This window comes from Janibacter cremeus, assembly GCF_029395675.1.
GTDB lineage: Bacteria > Actinomycetota > Actinomycetes > Actinomycetales > Dermatophilaceae > Janibacter > Janibacter cremeus_A.
This window is the reverse complement of the sequence record NZ_CP115184.1, coordinates 1,115,551-1,133,138: the sequence shown is the minus strand read 5'-3', so window position 1 is coordinate 1,133,138 and position 17,588 is coordinate 1,115,551. Positions and strand designations below refer to the sequence as shown.

Annotated in this window: 14 protein-coding genes; 9 read left to right on the top strand and 5 right to left on the bottom strand. The window is 70.2% G+C overall.

The window, feature by feature from the left end:
- The first annotated feature begins 28 nt into the window (after window positions 1-28).
- Window positions 29-598, top strand: a complete 570-nt coding sequence (locus O9K63_RS05250; RefSeq protein WP_277241205.1) for a D-glycero-alpha-D-manno-heptose-1,7-bisphosphate 7-phosphatase — start codon at window positions 29-31, stop codon at window positions 596-598.
- Window positions 599-674: 76 nt separating this feature from the next.
- Window positions 675-1,697 carry a DUF3068 domain-containing protein gene (locus O9K63_RS05245; protein ID WP_277241203.1) on the top strand — a complete coding sequence of 341 codons (1,023 nt, stop codon included), beginning with the start codon at window positions 675-677 and terminating at the stop codon, window positions 1,695-1,697.
- A 30-nt stretch (window positions 1,698-1,727) separates the two neighbouring features.
- On the opposite strand, the gene O9K63_RS05240 is transcribed toward O9K63_RS05245, so the two are convergent.
- Complete coding sequence (locus tag O9K63_RS05240; RefSeq protein ID WP_277241202.1) at window positions 1,728-2,558, bottom strand: class I SAM-dependent methyltransferase; 831 nt, start codon at window positions 2,556-2,558, stop codon at window positions 1,728-1,730.
- Window positions 2,559-2,680: 122 nt separating this feature from the next.
- Between O9K63_RS05240 and rpsA the strand changes: the two genes are divergently transcribed.
- Window positions 2,681-4,204, top strand: coding sequence for a 30S ribosomal protein S1 (gene rpsA, locus O9K63_RS05235; protein ID WP_277241200.1), 1,524 nt, complete (start codon window positions 2,681-2,683; stop codon window positions 4,202-4,204).
- Between the two features lie 72 nt (window positions 4,205-4,276).
- Here rpsA and O9K63_RS05230 read toward each other — a convergent pair whose 3' ends face one another.
- A complete protein-coding gene (locus tag O9K63_RS05230; RefSeq protein ID WP_277241198.1) occupies window positions 4,277-5,566 on the bottom strand; it encodes a hemolysin family protein in 1,290 nt (429 codons plus the stop codon).
- 63 nt (window positions 5,567-5,629) lie between these two features.
- Here O9K63_RS05230 and coaE point away from each other — a divergent pair, with 63 nt between their 5' ends.
- The 4 genes from coaE to O9K63_RS05210 all read left to right on the top strand — a co-directional run bounded on the left by coaE (window position 5,630) and on the right by O9K63_RS05210 (window position 10,524).
- Entirely contained in the window at window positions 5,630-6,829 is a 1,200-nt protein-coding gene (gene coaE, locus O9K63_RS05225; protein WP_277241196.1) for a dephospho-CoA kinase, read from the top strand.
- Complete coding sequence (locus O9K63_RS05220) at window positions 6,802-7,149, top strand: hypothetical protein (protein WP_277241194.1); 348 nt, start codon at window positions 6,802-6,804, stop codon at window positions 7,147-7,149. Before coaE ends, O9K63_RS05220 begins: the two co-directional genes overlap by 28 nt.
- An 80-nt stretch (window positions 7,150-7,229) precedes the next feature.
- Window positions 7,230-9,317 carry an excinuclease ABC subunit UvrB gene (gene uvrB / locus O9K63_RS05215; RefSeq protein ID WP_277241192.1) on the top strand — a complete coding sequence of 696 codons (2,088 nt, stop codon included), beginning with the start codon at window positions 7,230-7,232 and terminating at the stop codon, window positions 9,315-9,317.
- A 220-nt stretch (window positions 9,318-9,537) separates the two neighbouring features.
- Window positions 9,538-10,524, top strand: coding sequence for a TerC family protein (locus O9K63_RS05210; RefSeq protein ID WP_277242264.1), 987 nt, complete (start codon window positions 9,538-9,540; stop codon window positions 10,522-10,524).
- 58 nt (window positions 10,525-10,582) lie between these two features.
- On the opposite strand, the gene O9K63_RS05205 is transcribed toward O9K63_RS05210, so the two are convergent.
- From O9K63_RS05205 to O9K63_RS05195, 3 genes are read right to left on the bottom strand one after another with little or no spacing between them, the layout of a single operon-like run.
- Window positions 10,583-11,470 (bottom strand): EamA family transporter, encoded by an 888-nt coding sequence (locus O9K63_RS05205; RefSeq protein WP_277241190.1) that lies wholly within the window; start codon window positions 11,468-11,470, stop codon window positions 10,583-10,585.
- Entirely contained in the window at window positions 11,464-12,132 is a 669-nt protein-coding gene (locus O9K63_RS05200) for an MBL fold metallo-hydrolase (protein ID WP_277241188.1), read from the bottom strand. The genes O9K63_RS05205 and O9K63_RS05200 overlap by 7 nt, the downstream gene beginning before the upstream one ends.
- Before the next feature lies 1 nt (window position 12,133).
- On the bottom strand, window positions 12,134-13,984 hold the full coding sequence (locus O9K63_RS05195) for a glycoside hydrolase family 15 protein (protein ID WP_277241186.1): 1,851 nt from the start codon (window positions 13,982-13,984) through the stop codon (window positions 12,134-12,136).
- A 74-nt stretch (window positions 13,985-14,058) separates the two neighbouring features.
- On the opposite strand from O9K63_RS05195, the gene uvrA reads away from it, so the two are divergent.
- The gene (gene uvrA / locus O9K63_RS05190) at window positions 14,059-17,136 is read left to right on the top strand and encodes an excinuclease ABC subunit UvrA (protein ID WP_277241184.1); all 3,078 of its coding nucleotides are present in this window, start codon (window positions 14,059-14,061) and stop codon (window positions 17,134-17,136) included.
- Between the two features lie 61 nt (window positions 17,137-17,197).
- Complete coding sequence (locus O9K63_RS05185) at window positions 17,198-17,587, top strand: Rieske (2Fe-2S) protein (protein WP_277241182.1); 390 nt, start codon at window positions 17,198-17,200, stop codon at window positions 17,585-17,587.
- Window position 17,588 lies beyond the last annotated feature (1 nt).

The following is a 17,588-nucleotide window of genomic DNA, read 5'->3' as shown; positions in this document are numbered from 1 at the left end:
CCCGCAGCCGTGGTGGTTCGGTCCCGCGGTGATCGACCCCGCCGCGCCGGGGGCGCCCTTCGACCTCGTCCTGCTCGACCGGGACGGGACGCTCAACGTGCGCGTCGAGGACGGGTACGTCACCCGTCCGGAGGAGCTGGTCCTGCTGCCGGGAGCCGCCCGTGCCGTCGGCCGGATCACGGCGGCCGGGTGCCGCACCGTCCTCGTGACCAACCAGCGGGGCGTCGCGCGCGGCCGGATGAGCGGCGACGACCTCGAGTCCGTGCACGGGTACCTCACCGAGGAGCTGGCCCGTGGGGGTGGCCGTCTCGACGCGATCGCGGTGTGCCCGCACGAGGAGGGGGAGTGCGCCTGCCGCAAGCCGCGGGACGGCCTCTTCCGCGCAGCGCTCGCCCGAGCGCCCTGGGCGCGGGCGGGCCGCTGCCTGATGATCGGTGACATGCCGACCGACCTCGCGCCCGCCGCAGGTCTCGGGATGCGGACGACCCGGGTCGGCGAGGACGCGGGGATCGCTGTCGTGGTCGACCGACTTCTGGGCTCGACGACGCCCGGTGACGAGCGCCCCGATGTCAACGGTGGCGAAGGACACGTCCTCTAGGGTGCGTCCCGCGTGAAGCGAGGCCGGAGAGGTGCTACCGTCCGGTAAGTTGTTCAGGCCAAGGAGGGTTACTCTCGTGCGCAAGTATCTGCTGCCGGCGATCATCATGGGCGTCGGCGCGTTCATCCTCACCATGGGACTGCTCTTCCGGTTCTATGCCTACCCGAACCTCGCGGTGGTCCCGACCAACCAGAACTCGACGTCGGTCGTCCAGGACCCCGACGCGACCTACTTCGACGCCGACAACGTCGAGCCGGGCTCGGGCGAGCTGACCACCACCGTGCGCATCATCGGTGACCCGGAGGCCTCCGAGGCCGCATCCGAGGAGACCGGCCGCGACGTCGCGGTGTGGAACATGGGCCAGGTCAGCGACAACAACGGTGACAACATGCCGATGGCCGGCAGCACATCCGTCGCCGTCTTCGACCGCCACACCGGCGAGGCGATCAACTGCTGCGGCGAGTCCGAGAACGGCGAGGAGGTCGAGCGCGAGGGACAGGTCGTGAAGTTCCCGTTCGACACCAAGCCCGTCGACACCTACCAGTGGTGGGACGCGACCGTGGGCAAGGCCTACCCCGTCACGTACGTGGGCGAGGACACGATCCAGGGGATGGACCTGTACAAGTTCACCAGCGAGGTCCCGCTCACCAAGTACACGACTATGGAGCTGCCGGGATCGCTCTTCGGCCTGGCCCCCTCCTCCCCGGCCGTCGAGGCCGACCGCTTCTACTCCAACGAGCGCACCTTCTGGGTGGACCCGGTGACGGGCGTCATCATCGACCGTGTCGAGGACCAGCACCAGGAGTTCCGCCACGGTGGTGAGAGCGTCAACGCCCTGACGACCACCTCGAGCTTCACGCAGGAGACCGTCGACACCAACGTCGAGGACTACAAGTCCAGCTCCAAGCTGCTGGCGCTGGTCCACACCACCCTGCCGATCGCCTTCACCGCCATCGGACTGGTCCTGCTGCTCCTCGGCCTGGTCCTGTCGGTCATCATCGGCCGTGGCAAGCGCCGTGACACGACGCCGGCCTATGCGGACGACCGCGGCGACCCGGTCTTCGGCGACGACGACACCACCCGTCTGCGCCGCGGCTGACGCACGACCAGCGGTGGCCGCCGGGCGGCCTCATCCGAGCGGGCGCGTGGCCACGAAGATGACCGTCCCCGGGAAGTGCTGCCCGCGCAACGGCGACCAGCCTCCCCACACCGCGGTGTTGTCGGCCGGCCACTCCGGCTCGAGCACCGCGCGCAGCACCAGCCCGGCGTCGAGGATCTCGGCGATCCGGTGGCCCATCGTGCGGTGGTGCTCGACGTAACCGGCCCGACCCCCTTCGTCCTCGACGTAGGGGGTCTCGTCGAAGTACGAGGCCGTGGCCGTCAGGCCCTCCGGCCCGGGCACGTCGGGGAAGGCCCAGCGGATCGGGTGCGAGGTGGAGAAGGCGAGCGTGCCACCGGGCCGCAGGACCCGAGCCAGCTCGACCATGAGCCCGGCGCTGTCCGCGACGAAGGGGGTCGCGCCGTAGGCGGAGAAGACGATGTCGAAGCTCGAGTCGGCCAGACCCAGGCGTGTGGCGTCGGCCTGCAGCAGCGCCGGCGCGGGACCGGGGGAGCGGGCATCGATCCGCCGTGCGGTGCGCAGCATCCCGCCCGACAGGTCGCTGGAGACCACGCGTGCGCCCTGCGCGGCGCACCACCGCCCACCCTGGGCCGCACCGCCCCCGAACTCCAGCACGTCGGCGCCACGCAGGACCTCGGGCGGACCGAGCACGCGCAGCTGCGACTCCGTCCACCCCTCGGGCCCCCACACCAGCTCGGCGTCGCCGAGGAAGTCGCCGTGCTCGTCGAGGTAGTCCTCGGCCTCACGGTCCCACCAGGACCGGTTCGCGGTGACCGTCTCGGCCTGCCCGCTCTCCCGGCGTGCCACCGAGTTCGTCCCGTCGGACCAGCCATCACCCATGGACGGACCGTAACCCGGAGGGGGTTTTGTCCGCATGGCCCCCGGCGACTAGCATGGGTGGGCACTCTTTGTGTATCCACCTGTCCGTACGATCAACTGTCCACAATCGGAGTTCCTACTACATGACTGCCAGCACGGTCGACACGACCGCCCCTCAGATCGCCGTCAACGACATCGGCTCTGAGGAAGATCTTCTCGCCGCCATCGACGCCACGATCAAGGACTTCAACGATGGCGACATCGTCGAGGGCCACATCGTCAAGGTCGACCGCGACGAGGTGCTCCTCGACATCGGCTACAAGACCGAGGGCGTCATCCCCTCGCGCGAGCTGTCCATCAAGCACGACGTCGACCCCTCCGAGATCGTCGCCGTCGGCGACGAGGTCGAGGCCCTCGTCCTCCAGAAGGAGGACAAGGAAGGCCGCCTGATCCTGTCCAAGAAGCGCGCTCAGTACGAGCGTGCCTGGGGCACCATCGAGAAGATCAAGGAAGAGGACGGCGTCGTCACCGGCACCGTCATCGAGGTCGTCAAGGGTGGTCTCATCCTCGACATCGGCCTGCGCGGCTTCCTCCCCGCCTCCCTCGTGGAGATGCGTCGCGTCCGCGACCTCCAGCCGTACGTCGGCAAGGAGATCGAGGCCAAGATCATCGAGCTCGACAAGAACCGCAACAACGTCGTGCTCTCGCGTCGTGCGTGGCTCGAGCAGACGCAGTCCGAGGTGCGCACCACCTTCCTCAAGGAGCTGCAGAAGGGCCAGGTCCGCACGGGCGTCGTCTCCTCGATCGTCAACTTCGGTGCCTTCGTGGACCTCGGTGGCGTCGACGGTCTCGTCCACGTCTCCGAGCTGTCCTGGAAGCACATCGACCACCCGTCCGAGGTCGTCGAGGTCGGCGACGAGGTCACGGTCGAGGTCCTGGACGTCGACATGGACCGCGAGCGCGTCTCCCTCTCGCTCAAGGCGACGCAGGAGGACCCGTGGCAGCACTTCGCCCGGACCCACGCGATCGGCCAGGTCGTCCCGGGCAAGGTCACCAAGCTCGTCCCGTTCGGTGCGTTCGTGCGCGTCGAGGACGGCATCGAGGGCCTGGTGCACATCTCCGAGCTGGCCGAGCGCCACGTCGAGCTGCCTGAGCAGGTCGTCAACGTCGGCCAGGAGATCTTCGTCAAGGTCATCGACATCGACCTCGAGCGTCGCCGCATCTCGCTGAGCCTCAAGCAGGCCAACGAGGACGGTGCCAACCTCACCGAGTTCGACCCGACGCTCTACGGCATGGCCGCGGAGTACGACGAGCAGGGGAACTACAAGTACCCCGAGGGCTTCGACCCCGAGACCAACGAGTGGCTCGAGGGCTACGAGGCCCAGCGCGAGGCCTGGGAGAAGCAGTACGCGGACGCGCACGCCCGCTGGGAGGCGCACCGCGCCCAGATGGAGAAGGCTGCTGCGGACGACGCGGCCGCCGCCGAGGGTGGCGACGACGTCGCGACCACCTCGTACAGCTCCGACAGCAGCACCCCGGCCCCGAGCAGCAGCTCCGCCAGCTCCGGCAGCTCCGGCGCAGCGGCCCCCGCCGCGCCGACCAACGAGGGCACGCTGGCCTCGGACGAGGCGCTGGCCGCGCTTCGCGAGAAGCTCACGGGCAACTGACCCGAGCAGCACCCTCGAAGGGGGCGTCGCACCGAACCGGTGCGGCGCCCCCTTCGTCATGGGTCGGGCCGGTCACTCGAGCGGGGTGATCCGCAGTCGCGCCACGCGACGGCCGTCGACGGAGAGCACCTCCAGTCGCTGCCCGGCCACCTCGACGACGTCGCCGACCGCGGCCAACCGCCCCAGCCGGGACATGACGAGTCCGCCGGCCGAGTCCACGTCCTCGTCGGAGACGTCGGTCCCGATGAGCTCGGACAGCTCCTCGACGTTGAGCGACCCGTCGACGACGAGGGTCTCCCCACGGCGCCGGGCGGTGTCCTCGGGCTCGGCGCCCCGGTCGTGCTCGTCGTAGATCTCGCCGACGAACTCCTCGACGAGGTCCTCCATCGTGATCAGTCCGTCGGTCCCCCCGTACTCGTCGACGACGATGGCCAGGGGCTGCTTCTCCGACCGCAGCCGGGACAGCGCGGCCAGGACCTCGAGACTGTCGGGCACGGCGAGGATCGTGCGGGCGAGGTCGCGCACGCGGGTGGCCCCGCTCTCCGGCGACGGCGACATGAGCAGGTCACGGATGTGGACGAAGCCGATGATGTCGTCGAGATCCCTCCCGGTGACGGGGAAGCGCGAGTGCGGGAGGTCGAGCACCCGCTCCCTGGCCTCCTCGAGCGTGAGGTCCGCGGCGAGGAACTCCACGTCCGTGCGTGGGCGCATCACCCGCGTCAGCGACCGCTCGCCGGCCCGGAAGACGTCGGTGAGGATCCGCCGCGGGTAGGGGCGCAGCCCCTGGTGCCCCTCGATGAGGTCACGGATCTCCTCGGGAGTCATCTCGTCCTCCGAGGCCGAGGGGTTGCCTCCGGCGAGCCGGACGACGGCATTGGTGGAGACCGACAGCAGCCAGATCACGGGCCGGACCACCGTGGCGAAGAGCCGCAGGGGGGTCCCCAGGACCCGGGTGAAGGCCAGGTTGTTCTGCATCGCCAGGCGCTTGGGCGCCAGCTCGCCGAAGACGAGGGACAGGTAGGCGATGAGCAGGGTCATCGCGACGAGCGCGAGGGTGGCGGCGGCGGGCTCGGGGATGCCGACGGCGACGAGTCCGGGCACGAGGTCCGGGGCGATGGTGGAACCACCGTAGGCGGAGGAGAAGAAACCGGCCACGGTCACGCCGATCTGCACCGCGGACAGGAACTGGTTCGGGTTGCGCACCAGGCCGGCCAGTCGCTGCTCCCGCCCACTGCCCTCCTCGAGGGCACGGACCTGTCCCTCGCGCAGGGTCACGATCGCCATCTCGGTGGCGGCGAAGACACCCCCGACGAGGACGAAGACCATGACGAGCAGCAGGTTGACGAGTGTCTGGGAGTCCACGACGTCGACGCTACCCACGACACCCGCCGGTGTGCTCCACCGAGCGTGGTTAGGATCGCCGGCATGCTGCGCGTGGGCCTCACCGGTGGGATCGGTTCCGGCAAGTCGACCGTCTCGAGGCGTCTGGCCGAGCTCGGGGCGGTCGTCGTGGACGCCGACCTCATCGCGCGGGAGGTGGTCGAGCCGGGGGAGCCGGCGCTGGAGCTGATCCGGGCGCGTTTCGGGGACCAGGTCTTCGACGCGAAGGGGGCACTGGACCGTCCGGCGCTGGGCCGGGTGGTCTTCGGTGACCCGGAGGCGCTGGCGGCACTGGAGGGCATCACCCACCCGGCCATCTGGGAGCGCACGGCTCAGCGGCTCGAGGCAGCGGAGTCGGGGGGCAGCCGGGTCGCGGTGCACGACATGCCGCTGCTCGTCGAGAAGCGGATGGCGGGGGAGTACCACCTCGTCGTCGTCGTCGACACCGCGGAGGAGGAGCGGGTGCGGCGTCTCGTCGAGCTGCGCGGCACACCGGAGCACGAGGCCCGCTCACGGGTGGCGGCGCAGGCGGACGACGAGGAGCGACGGGCGGTCGCCGACGTCCTGCTCGACAACAACGGCACGCCCGGGGCCCTCCTGACGGCGGTGGACCGGCTCTGGGAGGAGCGGCTGGCCCCCTTCGCCGACAACCTCGCCGCGATGCGTCCGGTGACCGCTCCCGACGAGCTCGTCCTGACCGAGCCGGATCCCGCGTGGGCGGCGCAGGCCGCGCGGGAGATCGCCCGCCTGCGACACCGACTCGGTGACCTCGCCGTCACCGTCGACCACATCGGCTCGACCTCGGTGCCGATGTACGCCAAGCCGATCATCGACCTGCAGGTCGGCGTCGAGTCCCTCGAGGTGGCCGACGGGGCGGACTTCCTGCGGGCCACGGCCGAGGGCGGATGGCCGCGCCGGGAGGACGTCCGGCAGGACAACCCGAAGGGGGGCGCGCCCTGGCCCAAGCGGTACCACCGGGGGTGTGACCCGGCCGTCCCGGTCCACGTGCACGTGCGGGAGGTCGGGTCCCCGGGGTGGCGGTGGGCGCTGCTCGTCCGGGACTGGCTGCGCGCCGAGCCCGGTGCGCGAGCCGAGTACCGCGCGGAGAAGGAGCGGCTCGCGACGTCGGGTCGCTCCCGCGGAGAGTACGCCGCGGCCAAGGAGCCGTGGTTCGACGGCATCCACGCGCGTCTGGAGGCCTGGGCGCGCGAGACCGGGTGGACACCACCGCGCGGCGACTCCTGATGCCCTCCTACCGGGTCGCCCTCGACGTCCTCGGTGTGCCTGCCGGGGTGGAGCCGCCGACCGTCCTGCCGCGGGCCGAGGAGCTGCTGGCGCGCACGCACCTGGTGGAGGACCGCTCCGTGGAGGTCGTCCGGGGCCAGGCGCAGCTGCACCTGCGTTTCCTCGTCCCGGCGAGCCACGGTGCCCGGGAGGACGATGTCGCCGAGGATGCCGTGCGGACCATGGCCCGTGACCTGGGCGCGATCGCCCACCTCGGCCGGTGGACGCTGCGCCGGGGGCCGGGTCGGCACTGGCGCACGGTCCGCTCCGGCCGGGCCTGACGGCGGGGGGAATCCGGGGAACCCGGTCGGCGTTGGTGGGAGGGACTGCCCTGTCACCCCCCTGACATACCGTGAGGACCATGCGCCCGGTAACCGACCTGCAACGCACGGTGGCTCCCTTCGAGGTCGTCTCGGAGTTCGAGCCCGCCGGCGACCAGCCCACCGCGATCGCCGACCTCGCCGCGCGCGTGCGGGCGGGCGAGCAGGACATCGTCCTGCTCGGCGCCACCGGTACCGGCAAGTCGGCGACGACGGCCTGGCTGATCGAGGAGGTCCAGCGACCGACCCTCGTCATGGCGCCCAACAAGACGCTCGCGGCCCAGCTGGCCAACGAGTTCCGTGACCTGCTGCCCAACAACGCGGTCGAGTACTTCGTCAGCTACTACGACTACTTCCAGCCCGAGGCGTACGTCCCGCAGAGCGACACCTACATCGAGAAGGACTCCTCGGTCAACGAGGAGGTCGAGCGCCTGCGCCACTCGGCGACCAACAGCCTGCTCACCCGGCGGGACGTCGTCGTCGTGGCCTCCGTGTCCTGCATCTACGGCCTGGGCACCCCGCAGGAGTACGTCGACCGGATGGTGCCGTTGCGCCTCGGGGACGAGATCGAGCGCGACGACCTGCTGCGCCAGTTCGTGACGATGCAGTACACCCGCAACGACCTGGCCTTCACCCGCGGGACCTTCCGCGTGCGGGGCGACACCGTCGAGATCATCCCCATGTACGAGGAGCTCGCGGTGCGCATCGAGTTCTTCGGCGACGAGATCGAGCGGATCCACACCCTGCACCCGCTCACCGGCGAGGTCGTGCGCGAGGAGAGCGAGATCTACATCTTCCCCGCCACCCACTACGTCGCCGGCCCGGAGCGGATGGAGCGAGCGGTCGCCGGGATCGAGAAGGAGCTCGGCGAGCGGCTGGAGGACCTCGAGCGGCAGGGCAAGATGCTCGAGGCCCAGCGGCTGCGCATGCGCACCACCTACGACATCGAGATGATGCGGCAGATCGGCTCGTGCGCCGGGATCGAGAACTACTCGATGCACATCGACGGACGCTCGCCCGGCAGCGCGCCCAACTGCCTCCTCGACTACTTCCCGGAGGACTTCCTCCTCGTCATCGACGAGTCGCACCAGACGGTGCCGCAGATCGGGGCCATGTACGAGGGCGACGCCTCCCGCAAGCGCACGCTCGTCGAGCACGGCTTCCGCCTGCCGAGCGCCATGGACAACCGGCCCCTGACGTGGGAGGAGTTCCTCGAGCGCATCGGCCAGACCGTCTACCTCTCCGCGACGCCGGGCGACTACGAGCTGGCCAAGGCCGACGGCCACGTCGAGCAGGTCATCCGGCCGACCGGTCTCGTCGACCCGGAGGTGGTCCTCAAGCCCACCAAGGGGCAGATCGACGACCTCCTGCACGAGATCCGGGAGCGGGCGGACCGCAACGAGCGGGTGCTCGTGACGACCCTGACGAAGAAGATGGCCGAGGACCTCACCGACTACCTCCTCGACAAGGGGGTCCGGGTGCGTTACCTCCACTCCGACATCGACACCCTGCGCCGGGTGGAGCTGCTGCGGGAGCTGCGGCTGGGCGAGTTCGACGTGCTCGTCGGCATCAACCTGCTGCGCGAGGGCCTCGACCTGCCCGAGGTGTCGCTCGTGAGCATTCTGGACGCGGACAAGGAGGGGTTCCTGCGCAGCGCGCGGTCGCTGATCCAGACGATCGGCCGCGCCGCCCGCAACGTCTCCGGCCAGGTGCACATGTACGCCGACAAGGTCACGCCGTCGATGCAGGAGGCCCTCGACGAGACCAACCGTCGTCGGGAGAAGCAGATCGCCTACAACACGGAGCGCGGACTGGACCCGCAGCCGCTGCGCAAGAAGATCGCCGACATCACCGACATGCTGCAGCGCGAGGACGCCGACACCGACGAGCTGCTCGGGTCGGCCCGCGCCCAGTCGCGGGGCAAGTCGACGCGCGCGTCCTCGAGCGCACCTGCAGGGGGCCGCGAGCGCGACCTGCCGGCGACGGATCTGGCGCGGCTCATCCAGGAGCTGACCGACCAGATGCACCAGGCGGCGACGGACCTGCACTTCGAGCTCGCCGCCCGGCTGCGTGACGAGATCAGCGACCTGAAGAAGGAGCTGCGCCAGATGACGGCGGCCACTCGCTGAGCCCACGGGAAGTGCGCCGCGTCCGCCCTCGTGTGGGAACATGGCTGACGTCGGAGGGGAGTATCCCCGCGCGCTCGCCTCGTCATCACGGTCGGTCCTCACCGCCCCGGGGCAGCGGTCCCATGGGCGGGAGAGACCTCCGGACGTGATGTCCCTGTCCGGAAGGTAACCATTGTCAACGTTCTCCGCACTGCAGCCGGCGATCATCAGCGGCGGCACGATGGTCGTGCCCACCTGGGTGTGGCTCCTCACGCTCGGCGTGGCCGCGCTCATCCTGCTCTTCGACATCATCTGGGTGGCCCGCAACCCGCACGTCCCCTCCACCCGTGAGGTCTCCGTCGTCCTGGGGATCTACATCTCCGCGGCGATCCTCTTCGGCATCGGCATGTGGATCATGGCGGGTTCCGAGCGCGGGACCGAGTTCTTCGCAGGATGGCTGACCGAGTACTCGCTCTCGATCGACAACCTGTTCATCTTCCTGCTGATCATGGCGAAGTTCGGGGTGCCGCAGAAGTTCCAGCAGACGGCGCTGCTGTGGGGCATCATCATCGCGATCGTCCTGCGCACGATCTTCATCTTCCTCGGCGCCGCCGCGATCAACCAGTTCTCCTGGGTCTTCTACATCTTCGGTGCCTTCCTCATCTACACCGCCATCAAGCTGGCCACCGAGGGGGAGGCGGAGGAGGAGTACGAGCAGAACCGCGTCGTCATCTGGATGCAGAAGACCCTGCCCAGCACGAGCGAGTGGTCCTCGAAGCTGGTCACGCGGAAGAACGCGAAGCTGGTCGCCACCCCGATGTTCATCGCGGTCTTCGCCCTGGGCATGACCGACCTGCTCTTCGCGCTCGACTCCATCCCGGCGATCTACGGCCTGACCCGCGAGCCGTACATCGTCCTCACGGCCAACCTCTTCGCCCTGATGGGGCTGCGACAGCTGTACTTCCTCATCGGTGGTCTGCTGAAGAGGCTGGTCTACCTCACGATCGGCCTGTCGGTGCTGCTCGCCTTCATCGGCGTCAAGCTGGTCCTGCACGCCCTCCACGAGAACGAGGTGCCCTTCATCAACGGTGGCGAGCACGTCTCGGTCCCGGAGATCCCGATCGGCGTCTCCCTCGGCGCCATCGTCGTCATCCTCGGCGTCACGACGGTCGCCAGCCTGTGGAAGACGAAGAAGGACGAGCAGGCCCGGACCCACTCCGGCAGCTGAGCCCGCACACGTTGGGGGGCCGGTCACCGCGCGGTGACCGGCCCCCCTTCGTCCGTGCTCAGGTGGTGGCCGCCTCCCGCTCGCTGCGGGCGCCGAGGCCGAGCACCATGGCGCTGGCGAGCACGACGAGGGCCATGCCGCCGAGCTGGACCGGGTCGAGGCGTTGCCCGAGCACGACCAGCCCGGCGAGTGCGGCAACCGCCGGCTCGAGGCTGAGCAGGATGCCGAAGACCTTCGCCGGCAGCCGCCGCAGGGCGTGCAGCTCGAGCGAGTAGGGCAGGACCGAGGACAGCACGGCGACACCGAGGCCGGTGAGGACGACCGCGCCGCTCCAGGCGCTCGTGCCGTGGACCGTGACGTCCCAGAGCCCGAAGGGCAGGACGACGAGGGTGGCCACCACCATGGCCAGGGCCAGTCCCTCGAGCGCAGGGAACTCGGCACCCGCGCGACCGGAGAAGATGATGTAGCCGGCCCAGCAGACACCCGCGAGGAACGCGAGGACGATGCCGGTGCCCTCGAGCTGCGCCAGGGGAACGCTGAGCGCCTGCGAGATGAGCAGGACACCGACGGCGGCCGCGGCGACCGCGAACAGGTCCCGTGGGCGGCGGGAGAGCACGGCCGCGAGGGTGAGCGGTCCGGTGAACTCGATGGTGACGGCCACGCCGATGGGCAGGTGGGCCAGCGACCCGTAGAAGGCGAAGTTCATCAGTCCCATGGCCACGCCGAAGGCCACGACGGTCAGCCATGCACGGCGGCTGTGCCCGCGCCAGCGCGGACGGGCGAAGGCCAGCAGGATCGCGGTGGCGAAGGCGAGACGCAGCACGACCGAGCCGGCCGCGCCGATCTGCGGCACGAGGGTGGCCGCGAGTGCGCCGCCGAACTGGACGGAGACGACGGCCCCCAGCACGAGGAGGGGGGCGGGGACGAGCCCCGGGGCGGTCACCACCCCCGCTCTCGCCACTCCTCCAGGTGGGGCCGCTCCGCCCCGAGCGTCGTGTCCGAGCCGTGCCCGGGGTAGACCCAGGTGTCGTCGTCGTAGACGTCGAAGACGCGCTCGGTCACGTCCGCGTAGAGCGACTCGAAGCTCTGTCCGGGGCGGTGCGTGGCCCCGACGCCTCCCGGGAAGAGGCTGTCGCCGGTGAAGAGGTGGACGTGCCCCTCCGGGTCGTCGTAGGCCAGGGCCACCGAGCCGGGGGTGTGTCCCCGCAGGTGGATCACGTCGAGCGAGACGTCGCCGAAGCGGATGGTGTCACCGTGCCGCAGGCGGTGGTCGGGGCGCACGGGCAGGGCCGGCGCGTCGTCCTCCCCGGCGTACATCTCCGGGGTGTGGTCGCGGCTGATCTCGGCGAGCGCGCGGACGTGGTCCCAGTGCTGGTGCGTCGTCACGAGGTGGTCGAGCCCGCTGCCTCCGGAGGCGATGAGCTCGTTGATCCGGTCGGCCTCGTCGGCGGCGTCGATGAGCAGCTGCTCGCCCGTACCGGCGCAGGTGAGCAGGTAGACGTTGTTGTGCATCTGCGACACGGACATCTTGCGGATCGTCAGCCCCGGAAGCGTGCGTACCGCGACCGGGCCTCCGGGCTGGACGTCGGGGTCGTAGGTGGTGGTCATGTCAGTCGTCCTCCACGGGATGGATGGGGGTGGCGATCGTCTCGGTATCGGGTTCGGTGCCGCGCTCGACGGCGGCGTCGGCGTCCCGCAGGGCGTAGGCGGCGCCGATGAGGGTGAGGTGGCTGAACGCCTGCGGGAAGTTGCCGACCTGGTGGTCGGCGTGCACGTCGTACTCCTCGGCGATGAGGCCGACGTCGTTGAGCAGGGACACCAGGCGCCGCATCAGTGCATGGCCCTTCTCCGTCTGACCGGTGAGGGCGTAGGCGCTGACGAGCCACCAGGAGCAGGCGAGGAAGGGGTGCTCGTCGCCGGCGAGGCCGTCGATCCCGCTCTCCGTGCGGTACCGCAGCAGGAAGCCGTCGCGCATGAGGTCGCGTTCGATGGCCGCGATCGTCCCGAGCACCCGGGGGTCCTCCGGCGGGAGGAACCCGACCATGGGGATCAGCAGCAGGGACGCGTCCACCTCGTCGGTGTCGTAGTGCTGGGTGAAGGTCTGCTTCTCCTCGTTCCAGCCGCGGTCGAGGATGTCGGCGCGCACCCGCTCGCGCAGGTCGCGCCACAGCTCGAGGTCGCCCTCGTACCCGTGGACCTCCACAGCGCGGATCGCCCGGTCGAATGCGGCCCAGACCATCACCCTGGAGTGGGTGAAGTGGCGCCGGGGCCCGCGGATCTCCCACAGCCCGTGGTCGGCCTGGTCCCAGTGCTCGGCGAGGTTGTTGACGAGGGCGCGCTGGATGGCCCAGGACTGGTCGGACTCCTCCAACCCCTGTGCCCGGGCGTCCTCGAGGGCGATCATCACCTCGCCGAGCACGTCCGTCTGCTTCTGGTCGACCGCGCCGTTGCCCACGCGCACCGGGCGGGAGTTCGCGTACCCGGGCAGGTGGTCGAGCTCGCGCTCGGGCAGGTACCGACCTCCGTCGACGGCGTACATGATCTGCATGTCCTCGGGGTCACCCGCGATCGCCCGCACCAGCCAGTCCCGCCAGAGCCTGGTGGCCCCGATGTACCCCGACTTCAGCAGCGACTCGAGCGTGAGGGAGGCGTCCCGCAGCCAGCAGTACCGGTAGTCCCAGTTGCGCACCCCGCCGAAGTCCTCGGGAAGGCTCGTCGTCGGTGCCGCGACGATGCCGCCACGGCGGGTGTCGGTGAGCAGCCGGAGGGTGAGCAGGGAGCGGACGACCTCGTCCCTGTACGGTCCCTCGTAGGTGCACTGGGAGGCCCACTCCATGGAGCGCTCGTACGTCACCCGGATCCGTGCGTCGATGTCCAGGGGCGGTGGGATCGGCTTGTGCGAGGCGAACCACGTGGTGGAGAAGTTGTAGCGCTCCCCGGCCCGTACGGTCCAGCGGTCGTAGTGGTGTCCTTCGTCCGCGTGCGGCAGGCGCGATCCACGCAGCACGAGCATGTCGTTGCCGGCGATCGCCGTGATGACGTCGTGGTCGCGCACGTGGCCGGGGGAGTGGGCGACCCACGGGCGGGTCCGGCCGTAGTTCGGACGCACGATCCACTCGTGCTCCATCTCCACCTCGCCCTCGAGCCCCTCGACAACCCGGATCAGGTCCGCTCGTCCGTCACCGAGCGGCATGAGATCGGTCACCTTGACCGCCCCGGTGGCGGTGCGGTGGGTCGTCTCGAGGATGAACGTGTCGTCCCGGTAGGAGCGGGTGGACGTCGCCTCGTCGACGGGGCCGATGAGCCACCGTCCGTGGTCGGGGGTGCCGAGCAGGGCGGTGAAGCTCGAGGGGGAGTCGAAGCGCGGCAGGCACAACCAGTCCACCGATCCGCGCCGCGAGATGAGGGCAACGGTCTCGGTGTCGCCGACGGCGGCGTACTCCTCGATGGGGGTGCTCATCCACCACAGGCTAGGCGGTCCGGTCGCCGGGAGGCGGGCGTGGGTTGTCAGGGGCGGCACCTAAGGTGTGGTGGGTGACTGCTGCCAAGGCCGCTGGTTCCCGACTGCACGACCGGATCGTCGTCCAGGGGGCCCGCGAGCACAACCTCAAGAACATCCACATCGACATCCCACGGGACGCGCTCGTGGTCTTCACCGGCCTCTCCGGGTCGGGCAAGTCGTCGCTCGCCTTCGACACCATCTTCGCCGAGGGCCAGCGTCGCTACGTCGAGTCGCTGTCCGCCTACGCCCGGCAGTTCCTCGGGCAGATGGACAAGCCCGACGTCGACTTCATCGAGGGACTCTCGCCGGCCGTCTCCATCGACCAGAAGTCGACGAACCGCAACCCGCGCTCGACCGTCGGCACGATCACCGAGGTCCACGACTACCTCCGCCTGCTCTTCGCCCGCGTGGGTCGCCCGCACTGCCCCGTTTGCGGCGAGCCCATCACCCGGCAGAGCCCGCAGCAGATCGTCGACCGGCTGCTCGAGCTGCCGGAGCGCACCCGTTTCCAGGTGCTCGCCCCGGTGGTGCGCGCCCGCAAGGGTGAGTTCGTCGACCTCTTCGACGAGCTGCGGACCAAGGGGTACAGCCGCGCCCTCGTCGACGGCGAGGTGATCTCCCTCTCGGAGCCGCCGACGCTGGAGAAGCAGGTCAAGCACACCATCGACGTGGTCGTCGACCGGCTCGTGGCGAAGGGGGCGGAGGACCGGGCGAACAAGCAGCGCCTGACCGACTCGGTCGAGACCGCGCTGGGTCTGGCCGGGGGCGTCGTCGTCATCGACTACGTCGACCTGGCGGAGGACGACCCGCAGCGCCAGCGTCGCTACTCGGAGACGATGGCCTGCCCGAACGACCACCCCCTCGACATCGACGAGATCGAGCCGCGCTCGTTCTCCTTCAACTCCCCCTTCGGCGCCTGCCCGGTGTGCACCGGTCTGGGCACCGAGCTGGAGGTCGACCCCGAGCTCGTGGTCCCGGACGACGACCTCAGCCTCGGCGAGGGGGCGATCGCCCCGTGGGCGAAGGGGACCCAGTCGGCCCAGTACTTCCAGCGCACGATGGCCGCCCTCGGCGACGACCTCGGCTTCGACATGGACACCCCGTGGCGGGCGCTGCCGGAGCGTGCCCGCGGGGCCCTGCTCCACGGCCACAAGCACAAGGTGCACGTGCGCTACCGCAACCGTTTCGGTCGCGAGCGCGCCTACAGCACGGGCTTCGAGGGGGTCATCCCCTTCGTGAAGCGTCGGCACCTGGAGACGGACTCGGACTGGAGCCGGGAGCGCTACGAGGGTTACATGCGCGAGATCCCGTGCCCCACGTGCAAGGGGACCCGGCTGAAGCCGGAGTCCCTGGCCGTCCTCGTCGGGGGCCACAGCATCGCCGACGTCTCGTCCATGTCCATCGCGCGGGCCGCGGGCTTCCTGGGGACCGTCGACTTCACCGACCGGGAGCTGCAGATCGCCGAGCAGGTGATCAAGGAGATCAACGCCCGGCTCGGTTTCCTCCTCGACGTGGGCCTGGAGTACCTCTCGCTCTCCCGTGCCGCCGGGACGCTGTCCGGCGGTGAGGCCCAGCGCATCCGGCTGGCCACCCAGATCGGGTCCGGCCTCGTCGGGGTCCTCTACGTCCTCGACGAGCCGAGCATCGGACTGCACCAGCGGGACAACCACCGCCTCATCGAGACCCTGACCCGACTGCGCGACCTGGGCAACACCCTCATCGTCGTCGAGCACGACGAGGACACGATCGCCTCGTCCGACTGGGTCGTCGACATCGGCCCCGGTGCCGGCGAGCACGGCGGCGACGTCGTGCACTCGGGGCCGCTCTCGGAGCTGCTGACCAACGAGCGCTCGGCGACCGGGCGCTACCTGGCCGGTGAGCTGGAGATCCCGCTGCCGGCGACCCGCCGGCCGCAGCGGCCCGGTCGGGAGCTGACCGTCAAGGGAGCGCGCGAGCACAACCTGCACGACATCGAGGTCGCCTTCCCGCTCGGTAACTTCATCGCGATCACCGGTGTGTCCGGCTCGGGCAAGTCCACGCTCGTCAACGACATCCTCTACCGCGTGCTGGCCAACAAGCTCAACGGCGCGCGGCAGGTGCCCGGTCGGCACAAGACGGTGACGGGGCTGGACCACCTCGACAAGGTGGTCCACGTCGACCAGAGCCCGATCGGTCGGACGCCGCGGTCGAACCCGGCGACGTACACGGGCGTGTTCGACCACGTGCGCCGCCTCTTCGCCGAGACGAGCGAGGCCAAGGTGCGTGGGTACCAGCCCGGCCGTTTCTCCTTCAACGTCAAGGGCGGGCGGTGCGATGCGTGCTCCGGCGACGGGACGCTGAAGATCGAGATGAACTTCCTGCCCGACGTCTACGTCCCGTGCGAGGTGTGCCACGGCGCCCGCTACAACCGCGAGACGCTGGAGGTGCACTTCAAGGGCAAGAACATCGCCGAGGTGCTCGACATGCCGATCGAGGAGGCGGAGGACTTCTTCGCCGCGGTCCCGGCGATCGCGCGACACATGAAGACGCTCAACGCGGTGGGTCTGGGGTACGTGCGCCTCGGGCAGCCCGCCACGACCCTCTCCGGCGGCGAGGCGCAGCGGGTGAAGCTGGCGTCCGAGCTGCAGAAGCGCTCCAACGGCCGCACCATCTACGTGCTCGACGAGCCGACCACCGGTCTGCACTTCGAGGACATCCGCAAGCTCCTGCTCGTCCTGCAGGGACTCGTCGACAAGGGCAACAGCGTCCTGGTCATCGAGCACAACCTCGACGTCGTCAAGAGCGCCGACTGGATCGTCGACATGGGCCCCGAGGGCGGTGACGGGGGCGGCCGAGTGGTGGCCACCGGCACCCCGGAGGAGGTGGCCGCCTCCCCGGACTCCTACACCGGGCAGTTCCTCGCCCCCGTGCTGGCGAAGTCGGACACCACCCCGGTCATCGGCGAGCTCGTCGAGGAGGAGACCCCCGCCCTCCCCGGGAAGGGAGCGCGGAAGAAGGCCGCGAGGAAGCCCACCAAGAAGGCCCCTCGCAGCGCCGCCCAGGCCACGAAGAAGGCCGAGGTCTCCAGTGCTGCCGGTGCAGCGGCCAGGCGGGCCAAGAAGGCCGGCTGAGGACGTTCAGCCGACAGTGACAGGATCGTGGCACAACCCTGTGCCGGACATGGAGGTCGATGTGACGACGACACGACGTGAGCTCATCGCCGTGGTCGCGACCGCGGGCGCGGCGGTCCCGCTCTCCGCCTGTGGCGGGAGCCAGGAGCCGGCCGACCCGTCGGAGCCGGTCCACATCCCCACCGCCGAGGTACCCGAGGGCGGCGGGGTCGTCAGGGACGGCGTCGTCGTCACCCAGCCCAGTGCCGGTGAGTACAAGGCCTTCGACGCCCGCTGCCCCCACCAGGGCTGCGCGGTCGACGAGGTCACGACGCGCGCGATCATCTGCCCCTGCCACGGCAGCGAGTTCGACCCGCGGTCCGGGGACATGACGAGGGGTCCGGCCACCGAGGGCCTCGAGGAGCGTTCGGTGACCGTCGAGGGTGACGACGTCGTCGTCTCCGGGGCGTAGG